The 19,136-nt window shown below is 36.9% G+C and carries 17 protein-coding genes and 1 riboswitch; of the genes, 14 read left to right on the forward strand and 3 right to left on the reverse strand.

Going from position 1 to position 19,136, the window contains the following annotated elements; genetic code table 11:
* Positions 1-126: 126 nt before the first annotated feature.
* The 8 genes from FNL60_RS04885 to FNL60_RS04920 all read left to right on the forward strand — a co-directional run bounded on the left by FNL60_RS04885 (position 127) and on the right by FNL60_RS04920 (position 8,313).
* On the forward strand, positions 127-1,896 hold the full coding sequence (locus tag FNL60_RS04885) for a PTS mannitol transporter subunit IICB (protein WP_002266813.1): 1,770 nt from the start codon (positions 127-129) through the stop codon (positions 1,894-1,896).
* A 29-nt stretch (positions 1,897-1,925) separates the two neighbouring features.
* A complete protein-coding gene (locus FNL60_RS04890; RefSeq protein WP_002280134.1) occupies positions 1,926-3,878 on the forward strand; it encodes a BglG family transcription antiterminator in 1,953 nt (650 codons plus the stop codon).
* Between the two features lies 1 nt (position 3,879).
* The gene (locus FNL60_RS04895; RefSeq protein ID WP_002262167.1) at positions 3,880-4,317 is read left to right on the forward strand and encodes a PTS sugar transporter subunit IIA; all 438 of its coding nucleotides are present in this window, start codon (positions 3,880-3,882) and stop codon (positions 4,315-4,317) included.
* Between the two features lie 15 nt (positions 4,318-4,332).
* Complete coding sequence (locus FNL60_RS04900) at positions 4,333-5,481, forward strand: mannitol-1-phosphate 5-dehydrogenase (protein WP_002280135.1); 1,149 nt, start codon at positions 4,333-4,335, stop codon at positions 5,479-5,481.
* A gap of 174 nt (positions 5,482-5,655) precedes the next feature.
* A complete protein-coding gene (locus FNL60_RS04905; protein ID WP_002280136.1) occupies positions 5,656-5,988 on the forward strand; it encodes a zinc ribbon domain-containing protein YjdM in 333 nt (110 codons plus the stop codon).
* Between the two features lie 190 nt (positions 5,989-6,178).
* On the forward strand, positions 6,179-6,820 hold the full coding sequence (locus tag FNL60_RS04910; RefSeq protein WP_002262170.1) for an amino acid ABC transporter permease: 642 nt from the start codon (positions 6,179-6,181) through the stop codon (positions 6,818-6,820).
* A gap of 8 nt (positions 6,821-6,828) precedes the next feature.
* On the forward strand, positions 6,829-7,458 hold the full coding sequence (locus tag FNL60_RS04915; protein ID WP_002262171.1) for an amino acid ABC transporter ATP-binding protein: 630 nt from the start codon (positions 6,829-6,831) through the stop codon (positions 7,456-7,458).
* A 21-nt stretch (positions 7,459-7,479) separates the two neighbouring features.
* Complete coding sequence (locus FNL60_RS04920) at positions 7,480-8,313, forward strand: amino acid ABC transporter substrate-binding protein (RefSeq protein WP_002264470.1); 834 nt, start codon at positions 7,480-7,482, stop codon at positions 8,311-8,313.
* A 121-nt stretch (positions 8,314-8,434) separates the two neighbouring features.
* Here FNL60_RS04920 and FNL60_RS04925 read toward each other — a convergent pair whose 3' ends face one another.
* Complete coding sequence (locus FNL60_RS04925) at positions 8,435-9,625, reverse strand: cation diffusion facilitator family transporter (RefSeq protein ID WP_002280137.1); 1,191 nt, start codon at positions 9,623-9,625, stop codon at positions 8,435-8,437.
* Positions 9,626-9,723: 98 nt separating this feature from the next.
* Positions 9,724-11,088: an alanine/glycine:cation symporter family protein gene (locus FNL60_RS04930; RefSeq protein ID WP_002264472.1), complete on the reverse strand. Its 1,365-nt coding sequence runs from the start codon at positions 11,086-11,088 to the stop codon at positions 9,724-9,726.
* 110 nt (positions 11,089-11,198) lie between these two features.
* A riboswitch (glycine riboswitch) is annotated at positions 11,199-11,284 on the reverse strand.
* A 174-nt stretch (positions 11,285-11,458) separates the two neighbouring features.
* On the opposite strand from FNL60_RS04930, the gene pcrA reads away from it, so the two are divergent.
* The 6 genes from pcrA to FNL60_RS04960 all read left to right on the forward strand — a co-directional run bounded on the left by pcrA (position 11,459) and on the right by FNL60_RS04960 (position 18,437).
* The gene (gene pcrA / locus FNL60_RS04935; protein ID WP_002262175.1) at positions 11,459-13,735 is read left to right on the forward strand and encodes a DNA helicase PcrA; all 2,277 of its coding nucleotides are present in this window, start codon (positions 11,459-11,461) and stop codon (positions 13,733-13,735) included.
* 313 nt (positions 13,736-14,048) lie between these two features.
* Positions 14,049-15,329: an O-acetylhomoserine aminocarboxypropyltransferase/cysteine synthase family protein gene (locus tag FNL60_RS04940; RefSeq protein WP_002280138.1), complete on the forward strand. Its 1,281-nt coding sequence runs from the start codon at positions 14,049-14,051 to the stop codon at positions 15,327-15,329.
* 13 nt (positions 15,330-15,342) lie between these two features.
* Positions 15,343-16,083: a cyclase family protein gene (locus FNL60_RS04945; RefSeq protein WP_002264475.1), complete on the forward strand. Its 741-nt coding sequence runs from the start codon at positions 15,343-15,345 to the stop codon at positions 16,081-16,083.
* A gap of 96 nt (positions 16,084-16,179) precedes the next feature.
* Positions 16,180-16,950 (forward strand): HAD-IIB family hydrolase, encoded by a 771-nt coding sequence (locus tag FNL60_RS04950; RefSeq protein WP_002280139.1) that lies wholly within the window; start codon positions 16,180-16,182, stop codon positions 16,948-16,950.
* A 196-nt stretch (positions 16,951-17,146) separates the two neighbouring features.
* Positions 17,147-17,860, forward strand: a complete 714-nt coding sequence (locus FNL60_RS04955; protein WP_002262178.1) for a cytochrome c biogenesis CcdA family protein — start codon at positions 17,147-17,149, stop codon at positions 17,858-17,860.
* 13 nt (positions 17,861-17,873) lie between these two features.
* On the forward strand, positions 17,874-18,437 hold the full coding sequence (locus tag FNL60_RS04960; RefSeq protein WP_002268730.1) for a TlpA family protein disulfide reductase: 564 nt from the start codon (positions 17,874-17,876) through the stop codon (positions 18,435-18,437).
* Between the two features lie 114 nt (positions 18,438-18,551).
* On the opposite strand, the gene FNL60_RS04965 is transcribed toward FNL60_RS04960, so the two are convergent.
* Entirely contained in the window at positions 18,552-19,109 is a 558-nt protein-coding gene (locus FNL60_RS04965; protein WP_002265512.1) for a TetR/AcrR family transcriptional regulator, read from the reverse strand.
* Positions 19,110-19,136 lie beyond the last annotated feature (27 nt).

Below are 19,136 nucleotides of genomic sequence, written 5' to 3' on the forward strand. Positions count from 1 at the left end.
TTTGTCAAATCCTATTCTTCCGCTTAGAATAACAAATTTTGGCAAAACTTTTGTGCCAAAATTTGAGTTTTATTAGAAAATGAAAAATGTTACAGTAGTTTTAGAATAAAAAGGAGGGGATTTCTGATGGAACGAAAATCTTCATTGAAGGTTCGGGTACAAAAACTCGGAACTTCATTATCAAACATGGTTATGCCTAATATTGGTGCCTTTATTGCATGGGGGGTTGCAGCATCTCTGTTTATTGCAACAGGTTACTTACCCAATAAAGCTTTAGATACCAATGTTGTTGGACCAATGTTGAAGTATGTGTTACCTCTTTTAATTGGTTACACTGGTGGTTACAATATTCACAAACAGCGTGGTGGCGTTATCGGTGCTATTGCTTCCTTTGGTGCCATTGCAGGTTCTACAGTAACCATGTTCATTGGTGCTATGATTATGGGGCCATTATCGGCTTGGATTTTAAAGAAATTCGATGAAAAAGTTCAGCCAAAAATCAGAACTGGTTTTGAAATGTTGGTAAACAACTTTTCACTTGGTTTGATTGGTTTTGCTTTGATGGTCTTGGCTTTCTTTGTTATTGGACCAGTTGTGGCTCAGTTAACAGAATGGGTTGGTATTGGTGTAGAAGCGATTGTCAAAGTTCACCTTTTGCCTTTAGCAAACTTAATTATTGAACCAGCTAAGATTCTCTTCTTAAATAACGCTCTTAACCATGGTATCTTTACGCCATTAGGTACAGAGCAAGTGGCTAAAGTTGGTAAATCTGTTCTCTTCCTATTGGAAGCTAATCCTGGACCTGGTCTTGGTGTGCTGATTGCTTATGCTATGTTTGGCAAAGGCTCTGCTAAATCTTCATCTTGGGGTGCTATGATTATCCATTTCTTTGGTGGTATTCATGAAATCTATTTCCCATATGTTATGATGAAACCGGCTATGTTCCTTGCTGTTATTGCTGGTGGTTTGACTGGTACCTTTACTTTCCAAACACTGGGTGCAGGTTTGACAGCACCCGCTTCACCGGGTTCAATCATCGCTATCATGGGAATGTCTCCTAAAGGTTGGGGACCTCACTTAGTTGTTCTTGCTGGTGTCTTTGCAGCAGCAGTGGCTTCCTTCCTAGTCGCTTCCATTATCTTGAAATCTGATAATTCAGATGATGATTCTCTGGAAACTGCACAAGCAGTGACACAAGCAGCAAAGGCCGAGTCTAAGGGCCAAGCAGTCACTGAACCAAACCTCCATTCAGATATTACAACAGACAATATTCATCAAATTATCTTTGCTTGTGATGCTGGTATGGGAAGTTCAGCCATGGGCGCTTCCATCCTTCGAGATAAAGTGAAAAAGGTTGGTCTTGATATTTCTGTGAGTAACCAAGCCATTTCCAATCTGCAGGATACAGCTAATACTTTAATTGTGACTCAAGAAGAGCTGGCAGATCGCGCGGGACAAAAAACCCCACGAGCTGTTCATGTAGCGGTAGATAATTTCTTAGCTACTTCTAAGTATGATGATATTATTGCTAGTTTAACAAATGGCAAAGCTAGTGGTAGTGAAAATGCAGCGCATTCAACACAAGCAGATAGTGCAGAAATTGATCTTAACCAAATTGATGCGGTCGTTTTTGCTCATGGTATCGCTAAAGGTTCAGCAACGATGGGACAAGAAACCCTGCGTTCAATCTTTAAACAGAATAATGTTAAAATTCCTGTTTCAACTGCTTCTTATGCTCATTTAAGTGACTACAATGCTAAAAATATTCTACTTGTCACAACAATTGCTCAGCAAGGGCAGGCACAGCAAGCGGCTCCTAATGCACAAATACTTGTTGTGGATAGCCTTGTGACAACACCAGAGTATGATAAGTTAGTCGCCAGAATGCATAAGTAAAACGCATCAGAAAGTAGTATAATAGTTTTATGCTATTAACAAAGAGAGAAAAACACTTATTAGCAGCTTTCCAAAATTATGGGAAGCTGTCGCTTAAACAGATGATAGATTTGCTTAAGGTATCTCAGAGAACCGTTTATCGGACAATTTCTGATTTAACAGATAGCCTTAACACGATTAATATTAGCATCATCAAAGAAAATCAAAACTATTTTCTCGTAGGAGAATTAGCTAATCTGGCTAGTATTATTAGTCTAGATACTTATGAACAGTATGAACGTTTGAATCTCATTACCTATAAGTTATTGATGAGTTTTAGCAGTATCACAAATGAGCAGCTGCAGGAGGAATTTAATGTTTCTAATGTTACCATTATTCAAGATATTGCTGAAATTGAAAAGCGTTTGGCAGATTTTGACTTACGGTTAGATCGTAAAAAAGGTTACCGTTTAGTAGGAAATAAAAACACTTTACGACGTTTATTGGCTATTTTATTAACTAATAACCTTTCGATTTCTGATTTTGGGGCAGGAGCATATGGTCATTTTGAAGTCTTAGATAAGGCAAAATTAGAACTTGCGAAGCAAATCTTTCAATCATCACAAGAAGATCTACCTGATTTAGATGCTAAGATGAGTGAGTTTTTCATCATTCTCTTAGCCTTATCAGGTTGGCGGGACAATGAAGCAGTTGGACACAGTATTAGCAAAGCAGCTCTTGATTTTTCACAGAAAGTTTATACTGAATTTTCACAGAAAACCAATCAATTTTACAGTATTCAAGAGATTCTTTATTATGCCAGTATTTTAGATGAACTGGTTATTAAGAGACAGGAAACGCCGCTTTTTCATGAAAAATTTGACAGTGCTTTTTTCTATAATATTTCAAATTTGATTGATAAAGTATCTCTTTATACTAAAATTAATTTTGCTAAGGATAAAACACTCTTTCATTTTCTGTTTAATCATATTCGCTTGAATTTGGCTGTCCCTCAAATTTTTGAAGACAAGTCAAATAATACGATTGCTCATGAGGTTGTTCAAGGCAATGAATATCTACATCGTGTTGTTAGTCTTCTGGTTCAGGATATTTTTCCGAAGTATTTGCAAAAGGAACCAGAGTATGAATTAATTACCTTACATTTTGCTTCAAGTCTGCGCCGCAGTCCAGATATTTATCCTATTAAGATTTTACTTTTAACAGATGAGCGTCCCTTAGCGAGAGAACTTCTCATCACACGTATTAAAACCATTGCACCTTTTGTTGATAAGGTAGTTGTCAAAGAATTGGCTCAGTATGAAACAAAGGATAAAGATTATTATAATTGTGTCTTGGCAACCAAGCCTTTAGCGGATAAGGCAGTCAAAATGGTTTCTACTTATCCTGATGCAAAAGAAATGCTGCAACTTCAAGATTATTTACAGAATGTACAGGCTCATCAAAAAATCATCATTCGCGATGAGCAGACAAATAGGCAAGGTTATAATCTTCAAAATTATTTTTTGGCTACACAACAACTTTTACAGGAATTTTCTTATCAAGAGATTGATAATCCTGCTGATTTTGAAACAAGTGTTCCAAAAATTATGGAGACTATTGCTGCAGTTTCAGATAAAACTTATCTGTCCAGTAAGTTATTAAAACGTTTTGCTGTCAGTCCCTTGGCTATTCCAGAGACTCATTTGGCTCTTTTGCATACACAGTCAAGTAAGGTTATAACGTCTTGTTTTAAAATTTATGATTTAAAAAGACCTGTAACAGCTCTGTCCATGAATTACGAAAAAGAGACAGTTACAAGAATTTTGGTTATGCTGACACGGTTAGATGAAACAAAAGAAATGAGAGATTTAATGACGGCCATCAGTCAATCTATCATCGAAAATCATCTTTATACAGAAATTTACAAGACAGGTAATAAAGATATTATTTATCAATTATTGAATCAAATATTTACAGAAAAAATAAAGAAATTGGAGACCTAAGATGGAATTTCAAAAAGATTTAATTAAATTGAACCAACATTTTCCCGATAAGGAAGCTGCTATTCGTTTTTGTGGACAGCTCTTAGCTGATGGTGGTTACGTAGAACCAGCTTATATTGACGCCATGATTCAGCGCGATAAAGAACTCTCTGTTTATATGGGAAATTTCATTGCCATTCCTCATGGAACGGACGACGCTAAAAAGGATGTCCTCAAATCAGGTATCACAGTTGTTCAGGTGCCAGACGGTGTTAATTTTGGAACAGAAGATGATCCGCAAGTTGCGACAGTTTTATTTGGCATCGCTGGAATTGGTGATGAACATTTGCAAATCATTCAAAATATTTCGATTTTCTGTGCAGATGTTGATAATGTTGTTAAGTTAGCTGATGCTCAAACAGAAGATGAAGTTGTCAAACTTTTAAGTCAAGTCAATTAAAAGGAGTTTTTAATCATGAAAAAAGCAGTACATTTTGGAGCAGGCAATATTGGCCGTGGCTTTATTGGACAAATTTTATTTGAAAATGGCTTTGCTATTGATTTTGTCGATGTTAACGATAAAATTATTAATGCTCTTAATGAACGTCATTCTTATGATATTGAAATTGCAGAAGATGGGAAACGTCACATTACAGTTTCTAATGTTACTGGCATTAATAACAAGGAAAATCCTCAAGCAGTCATTGATGCTGTGGCTGAGACAGAGTTGATTACAACCGCTATTGGCCCTAACATTTTGCCTTTTATTGCCCAATTGATTGCCAAAGGTATTGAAAAACGCCGTGAAAGTCAGAATCAAACGCCACTGGATATCATTGCCTGTGAAAATATGATTGGTGGCTCTGCCTTTCTCTGGCAGGAAGTGCAGAAATACCTCAGCGCTGATGGTTTAGCTTTTGCTAAAGATTATATTGGCTTTCCAAATGCTGCTGTTGACCGTATTGTTCCAGCTCAGGTTCATGAAGATCCCCTCTTTGTTGTGGTTGAGCCATTTTCAGAATGGGTAGTCGAAACTGCTGCTATGAAAAATCCTGATTTAAAATTGTCTTCAGTTCACTATGAAGAAAATTTGGAACCATTCATTGAAAGAAAGCTTTTCTCTGTTAATTCAGGTCATGCAACAACAGCTTATACAGGTGCTTATTTTGGTGCTAAGACGGTCCTAGAAGCACTTAAAGACCAACAAGTTAAAGAGCAAGTAAAGGCAGTTTTAGGTGAAATTCGCCAGCTTTTAATGGCTAAATGGCAATTCAAAGAGAATGATCTGAAAGTTTATCATGATATTATTATCAGTCGTTTTGAAAATCCTTATATTGTAGATGATGTTACTCGTGTTGCCAGAACACCAATTCGTAAGTTAGGTTATGATGAACGCTTTATCCGTCCTATTCGTGAGCTGAAAGATCGTGGTTTATCTTATGAATATCTTTTGCAAACAGTGGCTTATGTTTTCCATTACAAGGATTCAAATGATGAACAAAGTGTTCAACTTAAAATGCTTCTACAAGAAAAGTCTTTAAAAGCAGTTGTTAAAGAAGTAACAGGATTGACAGATGCCGCTTTGATTGAAGAAATTGTTACCAGTGTTGAATCTTTAAATTAAAGGAAACTCTTATAATTAAAAGAACTAGCTCTTGTTCTGCGTTTTCTATAAGTTAGACAGTATACTTAACTCATAGAGTCAGTACAAGCAGCTAGCTTTTTGTTGTGATAGGACTTGCCAACTGATAAAAACTCAGGTAAACTGTTAATGGTAATCAAAATAAAAGGAGTTTATATGTCTTTACCTAATTGTCCTAAATGTCAGTCAGAGTATGTCTATGAAGATGGTATTCTATTGGTTTGTCCAGAATGTGCTTATGAATGGAATCCTGCAGAAGTTGAGAAAGAAGAAGGACTTATTGTTATTGATGCGAATGGCAAACAATTAGCTGATGGTGATACAGTCACTCTTATTAAGGATCTTAAAGTTAAGGGGGCTCCTAAAGATTTAAAACAAGGAACACGTGTTAAAAATATTCACCTTGTTGAAGGAGATCACAATATTGATTGTAAAATTGATGGCTTTGGTGCTATGAAATTAAAGTCTGAATTTGTGAAAAAATTATAAGAGTAGAGCAAGTTGAACTGTCTATCTTAGAAACAATCAATTAATGAAGGTGGTTCATTCTTATTCTTTTTTGGTGATACAGGAATCTCTGCTTGGTTTTATGCTTATCTTTGAATGAAAATTCAATTCCATCTATAAAATTTTCTGAAAATTTGATATAATAAAAACGATTATTTTTTGAGGAGCAAGTATGTCTTATATATCAGAAGTTTTACCGAGTCTTTTAGATGGGGCGCTGATTACTTTACAAGTCTTTTTTATTGTTATTCTCTTTTCAATTCCTTTAGGAGCTATATTAGCTTTCCTTATGCAGGTACCTTTTAGACCTTTACGTTGGCTGTTAAATCTCTATGTTTGGATTATGCGTGGGACACCGCTCCTTTTACAACTGATTTTTATTTATTATGTTTTGCCAAGTGCAGGGATCACTTTTGATCGTATGCCAGCAGCTATTTTAGCTTTTACTCTCAACTATGCTGCCTATTTTGCGGAAATCTTCCGCGGCGGTATTGAGGCTATTCCTAAAGGGCAATATGAAGCTGCTAAGGTTCTTAAATTAAGTCAGATACAGACTGTTCGCTATATTATTTTGCCTCAGGTTGTCAAGATTGTTTTACCGAGTGTCTTTAATGAAATCATCAATCTTGTTAAAGATTCTTCTCTAGTCTATGTACTTGGTGTTGGTGATTTGCTTTTAGCCAGTAAGACAGCGGCCAATCGTGACGCTACATTAGCACCAATGTTTATTGCCGGCGGTATTTATTTGATTTTAATTGGTGTTGTTACCATTTTATCAAAATACGTTGAGAAAAAATTTAGTTATTATAAGTAAGGTGAATCATGTTAGAGCTAAAAAACATTTCTAAGCAATTTGGTCAGAAGGTGATTTTTAATCATTTTAATCTAAGCATCCCTGAAGGTAAAATCTTATCTTTGGTTGGCCCATCTGGTGGTGGTAAAACAACTTTGTTGCGCATGCTTGCAGGGCTGGAAAAAATTGACTCTGGTCAAGTCATCTATGATGATGAAGTTATTGCTATTGAACATTTGGGACATCGCAACTTATTAGGTTTTGTTTTTCAAGACTTTCAATTATTTCCGCATTTGACTGTTTTAGATAATTTGATTTTATCACCCATAAAGTCTATGAATGTATCGAAAGAAGAAGCGATACAAAAAGCACGTGATCTCTTAAAACGTTTAGGATTGGAGGAACATGAAAACGCCTATCCTTACTCTTTATCAGGCGGTCAAAAACAGCGGGTAGCTTTGGCTCGTGCCATGATGGTTAATCCTAAAATTATCGGCTATGATGAACCTACTAGTGCCTTAGATCCAGAGTTAAGGCAGGAAGTTGAAAAATTAATTTTACAAAATCAAAAATTGGGTATCACACAAATTGTTGTGACACACGATATGCAGTTTGCCCAAAATATTTCTGATGAGATTGTAAAAATCAATCCAAAATAAAAAGAAAGTTTAGGTATTAAGATGACATTCAAAAAAGCAGTAACAGCTCTTATTACTTTTCTAGCAGTAGTAACTTTGACAGCCTGTGGTAAAAAAGGAGCTGATTCCCAAGATAATTGGAAAAAATTTGAGTCGAAAAAATCTGTTACTATTGGTTTTGATAATACTTTTGTTCCCATGGGATTTAAAGACAAGAATGGTAAAAATGTTGGCTTTGATATTGACTTAGCAAATGCTGTCTTTAATGAATATGGTATCAAGGTGAAATGGCAGCCAATCAATTGGGATTTGAAGGAAACGGAGCTGAAAAATGGTAAAATTGATTTGATTTGGAATGGCTATTCCAAAACTAGGGAACGTGCACGCAAGGTATCCTTTACCAAGCCTTATATGAAAAATGACCAAGTACTTGTCACGAAGAAGTCATCTGACATTACGAGCTTTGCTGATATGAAAGGCAAAGCTTTAGGTGCTCAGTCAGGTTCATCTGGCTATGATGCTTTCACAGCTAATCCTAAAATTTTAAAAGATATTGTTAAAGATAATGATGCCAGTCAATATGAAACCTTTACCCAAGCCTTCATTGACTTAAAAAATGATCGTATTAATGGTCTTTTAATTGATCGTGTTTATGCCAATTATTACCTTAAGCAGGAAAAGGAACTTGATAACTATAATATTATCAAAGGAAAATATGCCAGTGAAGATTTTTCAGTTGGAGTGCGCAAATCTGATAAAACCTTGAAGAAGAAAGTCAATCAAGCTTTCAAAAAGCTTTACAAAAATGGTAAATTCCAAGCAATTTCCCAAAAATGGTTTGGTCAAGATGTTGCTTCAAATGCGATCAAGAGGTAAGCACAATCACTCTTTTTTAAAATAGTTAAAAAACGAATGATTTCAGATAAAGCTTATTGGCTTATCTAAAGTCATTCGTTTTTGATTATTTTAGGTTTTTTAATTATTTACTATATTGTAATTAAAGAATAGGCGAGACTTGATGGTAAATAATCTGCCATCTCTCATGCCGACGCCAAAGACTGGTATGTCGGTAGCTATCTAATTCGTAAGTAATGAGTTTAGTCTTTTGGCTGATGGAAAGCATCTTAAAAGAGTTAAAAAGTTTTGCTTCACTTGAGCGACCTTTTAGGAATGCTGCTTTTGCATTAACATGTCCTTTCTCATCAATTAAGATAAAAGAATCTGTTAGGAGCTGTTCATAGTCTGAAGTCTTAGTTAAAATGATTTCCTCATATTTATAAAGTTTATGATAGACATTTTCAAAAATTTCATCTTCCGGAATAGCTGCTGGCTCGACATGGATATCAATATCATAAACATTAAACTGCTCATGTAAGAGTTTTTCGACTCTTTCTGTAATAGCATGACTTTCATAGACAGATAAATCAGGGTTCATTTCTAAAACCAAATCTAAATAAACATTGCTGCCATAAGTCCGTCCGCGTTGAGATTTTACGGCAGAAATTTTAGGAATCTCTAAAATAGCTTTTTCGTATTCTTGCAGCTGCTTATCATCAAAGCCATCAGAAAGACTAAAAGCGCTGGTCATAAAGATGTCATAAGCTGTTTTCAAAATAAGAAGAGTAATGATAACCGCAGTCATTTTATCAATAATTAAGAGATTAAAGGTACTGGCAAGTATGGCAATAGATGTTCCTAGAGAAGTCAGGGCATCAGAGAGATTGTCTTTTGCTGCAGCCATCAGGGCGCCTGATTTTAACTTTTTCGACAACTGTTTATTGTAGAGGTAGAGGATAAACATAACAATAGCAGAGATTATTCCAACCAGAGCGCCATAAGGATCAATTTGGGCACGACTGTTGTGAATAATGCCGTTAATCGTTTCCAGCAGAACCTGAAAACCGACAGTAAACATGATAAATGAAGTGATTAAACTGGCTAGGTCTTCAATTTTCCAATGGCCAAATTTATGATCCTTATCAGCAGGCTTACTGGCCAGATAAAGTCCAATTAAAATGGTGACATTGGCTACAATATCAGAAACATTGTTAAAGCCATCGGCTGTTAGTGAAGCAGAATGCAATAAATGCCCTGAAATCAGTTTAGCAAGTGCCAAAGTCAAATAAACAGAAATAGCGATTGTTGGACCACGCCGAGCAAGTTTAAGGTTATCAGCGGGTGTTGACATACAAAACTCCTTGGTCAATATAATAGGCTTATTATAGCATGTTTTGCTGAATTACAAAAGAAGAGAGAAAATTTGAAAATAGAAAAACAAGACTGGGATTATCCTAACCTTGTTTTAGTTTTAATGAAGCTCTTGTTTTTACGTTTAAAATAATTTCTTGTTTCTGCAATAATAATTGGTGATAAGGCTAATAAGGCAATAAGATTTGGTATAGCCATTAGCCCATTAACGATATCGGCAATTGTCCAGATAAGATCTAATTCTAAGAAACCACCTAAGGCGACCATGATAATGAAAATAGAGCGATAAATATTGATGTGTTTAACCCCAAATAAAAATTCAAAACAACGCTCACCATAATAGGACCAGCCTAAGATAGTTGTGAAAGCAAACAGAACCAAACACAAAGTCAGCACTAGAACGCCTATATTGCCAAAAACAGTTGCAAAGGCTGATTGTGTCAGTGGAGCACCTTCAAGTCCTTTGACAGTCCATTTTCCAGTGACCAAGATAGAAAGACCAGTTAAGGTACAAATGACGAGAGTATCAATAAAAGTGCCTGTCATTGAAATGAGGCCCTGTTCAGCAGGTTCATGAGTTTTAGCAGCCGCAGCGGCGATTGGAGCAGAACCTAGACCAGATTCATTGGAGAAGACACCACGAGCAATACCATTTTGAATGGCTTCTTTCACAACAGCACCAGCAAAGCCACCAACTGCGGCTGTCCCTGTGAAAGCTCCAGAGAAGACTTGTTCAATGGCAGGAATGATATGATTGTAGTGCATAAAGATGACGATCAAGGTTGCGATGATGTAAGCTGCAGCCATGAAAGGAACTAATTTCTCAGAAACCTTTGCAATTGATTGGATACCACCGAAAATAATAACAGCAACAACAATGGCAATTAAGATGCTGACAATCTGCGGTGACCAATTAAAACTATTTTTTAGGGAAGCAGTAATTGAATTGACCTGAGAAAAGGTACCAATTCCTAAAAATGCCACTAAGATACCTGCCAATGCAAAGAAGATAGCTAAGGGTTTCCATTTTTTCCCCATACCGTTTATGATATAGTACATAGGTCCACCAGAGACTTCTCCGTTAGCATCCTTAGTACGGTATTTTATAGCCAGAAGACCTTCGGCATATTTAGTTGCCATACCAAAAAAAGCTGCTATCCACATCCAAAAGAGTGCTCCCGGACCGCCAGCTTTGATTGCAGTGGCAACACCAACGATATTTCCAGTTCCAACAGTGGCAGCAAGAGCAGTAGCTAAAGCCGCAAAACTCGAAATATCACCTTCCCCTTTGTCCTCGGCAAAGATGAGTTTAAAGGCTAAAGGGAGTTTCAATACCTGCAATAATCTTAAGCGAGTACTCAAATAAATTCCAGTACCGACTAAAAGAACTAATAGGGGAACACCCCAGACAAAGCTGTCTAGAGCTTTAAAAAATGTTAACATATAAACTTTTCTCCTCATAAACCGAAATGGAAATCAAAAAAGAGGTTGTCAATACTTGACGATACCTCTAGAGTTAGAAGATAAGAATTGTTTCAACATTAAAAATTCTTTTTTTCTTTTCTGTCCTTTTGCCTGAGAGTTTGAGCAAACAGCCTTGCCCCTTCGGCGCCTAGTAGGTCTCTCCAGAAGTCCGTCAATTATCAGTTATCCTAATAATGTCACTCGGTTTTACTATTTTTATTCTTTTATTGTATAGAATTTCAATAAAACTGTCAATCTTTTCTGAAAATTTCAAGAAAAGAATTTAACTTTTTTTGAGGTCTAAAAAATGATATAATTTGAAAGTTAGATTGATAGTTTGGAGAAGAAGATGAACCCTTTATTACATGGAATGAATGAAAAACAAGCGCAAGCTGTGAAAACAACGGAAGGTCCGCTTTTGATTATGGCAGGTGCAGGGTCGGGTAAGACACGTGTTTTAACCCATCGCATTGCTTATTTGATTGATGAGAAGTTTATCAATCCTTGGAATATTTTAGCTATTACTTTTACCAATAAAGCTGCGCGTGAAATGAAAGAACGTGCTTTTGCTCTAAATGCTGCGACACAGGAGACTTTAATCGCGACTTTTCATTCTATGTGCGTACGGATTTTACGTCGTGATGCAGATCATATTGGTTACAACCGTAACTTTACTATTGTTGATCCCGGTGAACAACGCACGCTTATGAAGCGTATTTTTAAGAATTTTAATATAGATTCTAAAAAGTGGAATGAGCGTGCTGTCTTAGCTGCCATTTCCAATGCTAAAAACGATTTACTTGATGAAATCGCTTATGAAAATAGGGCGGGGGATTCATATACACAGCTTGTCGCTAAATGCTATAAGGCCTACCAAAGTGAACTGCGTCAATCGGAAGCTATGGACTTTGATGACCTCATTATGCTGACCTTGCGTCTTTTTGACCAAAATCCTGATGTTTTGGCTTATTATCAGCAGCGTTACCAGTATATTCATGTGGATGAGTATCAAGATACTAACCATGCCCAGTATCAGCTGGTTAAGCTTTTGGCTTCACGATTTAAAAATATTTGTGTGGTTGGGGATGCTGATCAGTCTATTTATGGTTGGCGTGGTGCTGATATGCAGAATATCCTTGATTTTGAAAAGGATTATCCTGAGGCTAAGGTAGTGCTCTTGGAGGAGAACTATCGCTCTTCCAAGAAGATTTTGCAAGCTGCCAATGATGTTATTAAAAATAATCGTAATCGCCGAGATAAGAAACTCTGGACGCAAAATGATGATGGAGAGCAGATCGTTTATTATCGGGCAGATGATGAACAAGATGAGGCTGTTTTTGTCGCCTCAACTATTGCTAATATTGTTCGTGAAATGGGGAAAAATTTTAAGGATTTCGCAGTTCTTTATCGTACCAATGCGCAGTCACGTACCATTGAAGAGGCTCTGCTTAAGTCCAATATTCCCTACACTATGGTTGGCGGGACTAAGTTTTACAGCCGCAAGGAAATTCGTGATATTATCGCTTATTTGAATGTAATTGCTAACACTGCCGACAATATCTCCTTTGAGCGTATTGTCAATGAACCCAAGCGCGGTGTTGGACCAGGGACTCTGGAAAAAATTCGTAACTTTGCTAATCTGCAGGGCATGAGTCTGTTAGAAGCTTCTGAAAATATCATGCTCTCTTCCATCAAGGGAAAGGCTGTACAAGCAGTTTATGAGCTGGCTAATATGATAATAGACTTGCGTTCTAAACTGGATCATTACAGCATTACAGAAGTTGTTGAAGCAGTTCTAGACAGTTCTGGTTACCTTGAGGTTTTAGAGATTCAAAAGACTCTGGAAAGTCAGACTCGGATTGAAAATATAGAAGAGTTTCTTTCTGTTACCAAAAATTTTGACGATACGACTGATGATGTTCCTGAAAATGAAACAGGTCTTGAAAGGTTAAGTCGCTTTCTTAATGATTTAGCTTTGATTGCTGATACAGATGAAGCTGAAAGTGAGTCAGCTGAAGTCACCCTGATGACGCTGCATGCTGCTAAGGGACTGGAATTTCCAATAGTCTTCCTTATTGGACTTGAAGAGGGTGTATTTCCTTTGTCGCGCTCCATGGAAGAAGAAAGCGAACTGGAAGAAGAGCGCCGTCTGGCTTATGTTGGAATCACGCGAGCGGAACAAATGCTTTTTATCACCAACGCTAATTCTCGCACACTTTATGGCCGTACTAGCTACAATCGCGAAAGTCGCTTTATTCAGGAAATTTCAGAAGATTTGCTGGTGCATCAGGGATTGGCGCGTCCAGCCAGAGCTTCCTTTAAAGTTAGTTATCAAGACAGCAATGAAACTAAATTTGGTCAAGGAATGAGTCTGGCTCAGGCTTTACAGGCTCGAAAAGTTGCTTCACAGCCTAAGAAGTCTCCTTTTTCAAATAGCAAGGATGATCAGAAAGAACACATTGATTGGCAAATTGGCGATACTGCTCATCATAAGAAATGGGGAGATGGCACTGTCTTAGAAGTTTCGGGCAGTGGAAGTGCTCAGGAACTGAAAATTAAATTCCCAGAAATTGGCTTGAAAAAAGTTTTGGCTAGTGTAGCACCCCTTGAGAAAAAGGAGACATAAGAAGAGAAAAGGTAAAGGACTTTGTTGCTTCCACAAGGCTGATCAGATATTGATACGAATTTAGCGTTCACGGGATTAGACAAATAAACTCAAGCAGTCTACTGGACTGTTAGAGATTTGCTCCTAAAAAACAAGTTGCGAAATTTCAATCAACACTTGCGTTAAGCGGAAAACAGTTTACTAATTAAAGAAAAAATTTTCATAGTTTTATTGTTATAGTTTATAACTATAGGTCAGGATAAGTAATAGAAAATAGTCATTTACCGAATAATGGAGTAGAATGGATCTAATTAATAATAAAAGGAGAGCTTCCATGACTCGAGAATTTTCTTTTGAAACTTTACAATTACATGCGGGACAAAGTGTTGATCCTACAACAAAATCGCGTGCAGTACCAATCTATCAGACGACTTCCTATGTGTTTAATGATGCACAAGATGCTGAAGATTCTTTTGCACTTCGTACACCCGGCAATATTTATACGCGGATCACTAATCCGACTACAGCCGTTTTTGAAGAACGGATGGCTGCTCTTGAAGGTGGTGTCGGTGCACTGGCAACAGCTTCTGGTATGGCAGCAGTAACTTATATTGCCTTGGCTCTTGCTCATGCAGGTGATCATATTGTGTCAGCAACGACAGTTTACGGTGGCACTTTTAATCTTCTTAAGGAAACTTTACCTCGCTATGGCATTACTACAAGTTTTGTTGATGTTGCTAATTTCGCTGAAATTGAAGCGGCTATTACAGACAAGACTAAGTTTATTATCGCTGAAACGTTAGGAAATCCTCTTGGAAATATCGCTGATCTTGAAAAATTAGCTGAGATTGCCCATCAACATGCTATTCCCTTGGTTATTGATAATACCTTTGGTACTCCTTATTTGCTTAATGTCTTCTCTTACGGTGTTGATATTGCTGTTCATTCTGCCACTAAATTTATCGGTGGACATGGGACATCTATTGGCGGTGTCATTGTTGATTCTGGAAACTTTGATTGGGAAAAATCTGGAAAATTCCCACAATTTGTAGAACCAGATCCTTCCTATCATGACATTAGTTATACACGTGATATTGGAAAAGCAGCTTTTGTAACTGCGGTGCGTACGCAACTGCTGCGTGATACAGGCGCCTGCCTTTCACCTTTCAATACCTTTCTTTTGCTACAAGGTCTAGAAACCTTATCACTTCGTGTTGAGCGTCATGTGGAAAATGCTAAGAAAATTGCGTACTATCTGGAAAATCATCCTAAAGTCACAAAAGTTAATTATGCTAGTTTGCCATCAAGTCCTTATTATGACTTGGCTCAAAAATACTTGCCAAAAGGAGCTAGTTCTATCTTTACTTTTAATGTTGCAGGCAGTGCGAAAGCCGCTCGCGAGGTCATTGACAGTCTTGAAATCTTTTCTGATTTGGCGAATGTTGCTGATGCCAAATCACTAGTTGTTCATCCGGCAACAACCACTCATGGTCAAATGACTGAAGAAGATCTACGAGCTTGTGGTATTGAACCTGAGCAAATCCGTGTTTCTATTGGTTTGGAAAATGCTGATGACTTAATCGAAGATTTGCGCCTAGCACTTGAAAAAATATAAAAGGGGGAAATCGATGACAACACTTCAAGAAGCCTATCTTGCTTTTAAATCTGCCCAAATTATTGATCTAACACATCAAATAAATGAAAATAGTCCTCATTTTCCATTATTGCCTGCTCTAGAGAAAAAAGATCTCTTTACCTTAAAAGATGGTTTTCATATCCAACAATTTACGGTTGTTGGGCAATATGGCACGCATATTGATGCACCTATTCATTTTGTTGAAGGCGGTGCTTGGTTAGATGAACTTCCTTTGGAAGATCTCCTTTTACCGATGTATGTCATAGATAAGTCACAGGCTGTTGCTGATAATCCTAACTATGAATTGAGCAAGGCTGATATTCTTGCCTTTGAGGAAAAGTATGGTCAAATTGAAGAAGGGGCTTTTGTTGCTTTTCGCAGTGATTGGTCAAAACGCTGGCCTAGTCAAGAGGAATTTAGAAATCTTGATACTGCAGGTGCTCAACAGACACCTGGCTGGAGTCATGAAGCTTTGGAATTTCTGATTCATGAACGTCAAGTAAAAGCAGTAGGACACGAAACTTTTGATACAGACAGCGGCCAAGCAGCTGCTGAAAATGGAAAATTAGTTGAGGAATATTATCTGCTGGATCAGGGAATTTATCAATTGGAAGTTTTAAACAACCTTAATCTCCTACCTGCTACTGGTAGTTTCATTTCGATTGCTTATCCTCATTGGGAAAAAGCAACAGGTTCTCCTGTTAGAGCCATCGCTTACATTGCGCAGGAGTAAAGATAAAAGAGTGGAAAGAAGCGGTCTTCGTTCGCTTATGCCACTCTTTTTGTATGAAGAGATATGTTATAATAAAAAAGCAGAAAGGAGCTAGCCATGCAGTTTGTATTTGATATAGATGGGACGATTTGCTTTGATCGTTTTCAGATAGATTCAAGAATCAAAGCGATTTTAAAAGACGCTGCCAATTATGGGCATCAGATCAGCTTTGCTTCGGCACGCTCTTATCGCGATTGTATAGATGTGTTGGGTCAAGAATTAAGTCAAAAAACGGTCATTGGTTTAAATGGCGGTCTTGCCTATAAAGCTGGGGAATTAATTTTGGAAAAGCCCATGAATCATCGGGCTTTTGACTTGGCTCTTTACTACTGCCATCGCTATCAGCTTCCTTATTTTGTGGATGATGATTTTAATTATGCCCATCATTTGGAACAATTCATCCCTTTTATTCATAGTGTGGATCCTTTAAAACTAGCTAAAGAGGTAGTAGTTGAAGACTTGAAACATCCCATTAAAATGGTTGTTTTCTTTGGCAATCATCTTGATAAAATTGCAGAAGTTAGTCATCATTTAGCTAAACTAGAGCAGCTAGACATAACTTTTCATGATGATGAAAGCTGTCTCTATCTCAATCCTAAAGAAGTCACTAAATCTTCAACGATTCAAGAGCTCTTTGATCATGATTTCGTTGCTTTTGGTAATGATCGCAATGATATCGCTATGTTCCAAGCAGCGGTTTATAGTGTGCAAGTTGGTGATTTTGCAGATTTAAGCCCTTTTGCAGATACGCAAGTATTACTGAGACAAGATTATCATCAAGCAGTGGCAGATAAAATTCACGAAACGTTTGAAAAGTTTCGTGCTTAGCATTAAAACATATCCATCCTGTATCAATTGTTTGTGAATTGTTTCAATTTGTAATCCCTCTTTAAAGTTTAAGAAGTGGTTTTTGGTATAATAAGAGGGTGAGAATAGTGGTCTATAATGGGAGTGGAAGGAAGTGGACGCTATCCAAATACATGCCTCTATCCTCTTTAAATTAAAAAAACGAATAGGAAATAATATGAATCTTCAACATATTACTATTTTGACACTGTTTATTGAAGGTCTTCTATCATTTTTCTCCCCTTGTGTTTTGCCTATCCTGCCAGTTTATATTGGTATCTTGGCTGGTCAGGGAGAGGAGAAGCAATCTGGAGAAATAATTTGGGATAGGCGAAAAGTCTTTACCAATACATTCTTATTTATTTCTGGCATAGCAGCGACCTTTTTTATTTTGGCTTTTGCTAGCAGCCTTATTAGTCAATTTCTTCAAAGTCATATTCAATTTCTTCAAAATTTGGGCGGAATCTTAATTCTTATTATGGGATTAGTGCAGGTAGGTCTCATTAAATCTCATTTTTTTAACAGGGAATATTCAGCTAAGAATAAAGTCTATCAAGCAGGACAAAAAGTAACCCCTCTCATCGCTTTTTTAATGGGTTTTACTTTTAGTTTTTCTTGGACACCTTGTATTGGTCCGATTTTAGCCAGTGTCTTCTTATATGCTAGCACCCATCAGGGCATTTACAGTGTTTTACTCATTTTGATCTACTGTTTAGGATTTGTTATTCCCTTTGCTTTGATTGCGCTCTTTTCGCAAAGGGTAATGAGCGTCTTTAAGAAGCAAAAACGATTTTTAAAATATACCAAATTATTTTCAGGAATTCTTCTTATTCTCATTGGGATTTCTATCTTAACAGGATCATTTGCTAAAATAGCACACTTATTTAATTAAAAAGGAGATAGTTATGAAAAAGGTTATTTTACCATTAGCTCTCGGTGTTACCTTATTAGGAATTGGATTAACAAATCAGACAACGTCTTTTGCACAAGGCAAGACATCTCCAAAAATAGTTCAAACGGCTAAAAATTCAGCGCCTGCATTCAAATTAAAAAATAAAAAAGGCAAAACAGTCAGTCTGTCCGCCTATAAGGGGAAAAAAGTTTATATCAATGTTTGGGCAACTTGGTGCGGACCTTGCATGCGAGAAATTCCAGATTTAGAAAAAATCTATCAGACTTATAAACATAAAAAAGATTTTGTCTTCTTGTCTGTAACATCGCCAAATGATTCCAAATATAAAAATAGTGATCCTATTGACAAGGATAAGAGCACCATTTTGTCTAAAGCTAAAGACAAAGGGATTACTTATCCAATTCTTTACGATTATCAGGACAATTTTGCCCAAGCATATGGCATTCGTTCCATTCCAACTCATATCTTTATCAATAGTGATGGCAGTCTTTCGGAAAAAATTGCAGGAGGTCTTGATGAGGACTCTCTTAAATATTACCTAAAAAAATTGAAGTAACTAAATTCCCCGTCTCCTTAGTAGGCGGTGTGGGCCTCATTTGACTCTGATGTTTCTCTATTATCAGGTGAAATAGACAGCCGCTTGTTGAGTGAGTAATAATAACTAAACTTTTCAAGTTTTTTGATAAAAACCTCGGATGACTAAGAACATATCCGCAATTTCTTGAGGGGATTCTTGAGCACCAGTGGTAATCCAGTGTATGTAAAGGCTCTCAATACTAGCAGCATAGGTGACAAGCATATATTCTTTTGATAATCCTAGACTAGGATTAATAGAATCATAAAAGAAACTAGGATTTTCGGTTATCAGCTCCTTAATAAAATCCCTTGTTCTCTGAGAAAAATTAATCTGAATAATTTGAGATAAGGCATACATGAATTTCTGTTGACTTTGCAGATAGGTTAGAGCTTGAATAAGATTTTCCCGAAGTCCTCCATTTGCCGAATTAAGCATTAAATACTCTTTAAAATCCCTTGTGACTTCATGGGCCAATTTATCGACGAGGTCATACTTATCTTGGTAATGAAGGTAAAAAGTGCTTCGATTGACTTGCGCCTTTTCAGTGATTTTTCGAATAGTAATGCTATTAAAATCTGAATTTTTCAGCAGCAGCTCCGTAATAGCTGCTTTTATTTTAGCCTTGCTTTGTGTCTGGCGTTTTTGAATCATATTCTCTCCTTAAATAGACATTCGTCT

Source organism: Streptococcus mutans, from assembly GCF_006739205.1.
Lineage (GTDB): Bacteria > Bacillota > Bacilli > Lactobacillales > Streptococcaceae > Streptococcus > Streptococcus mutans.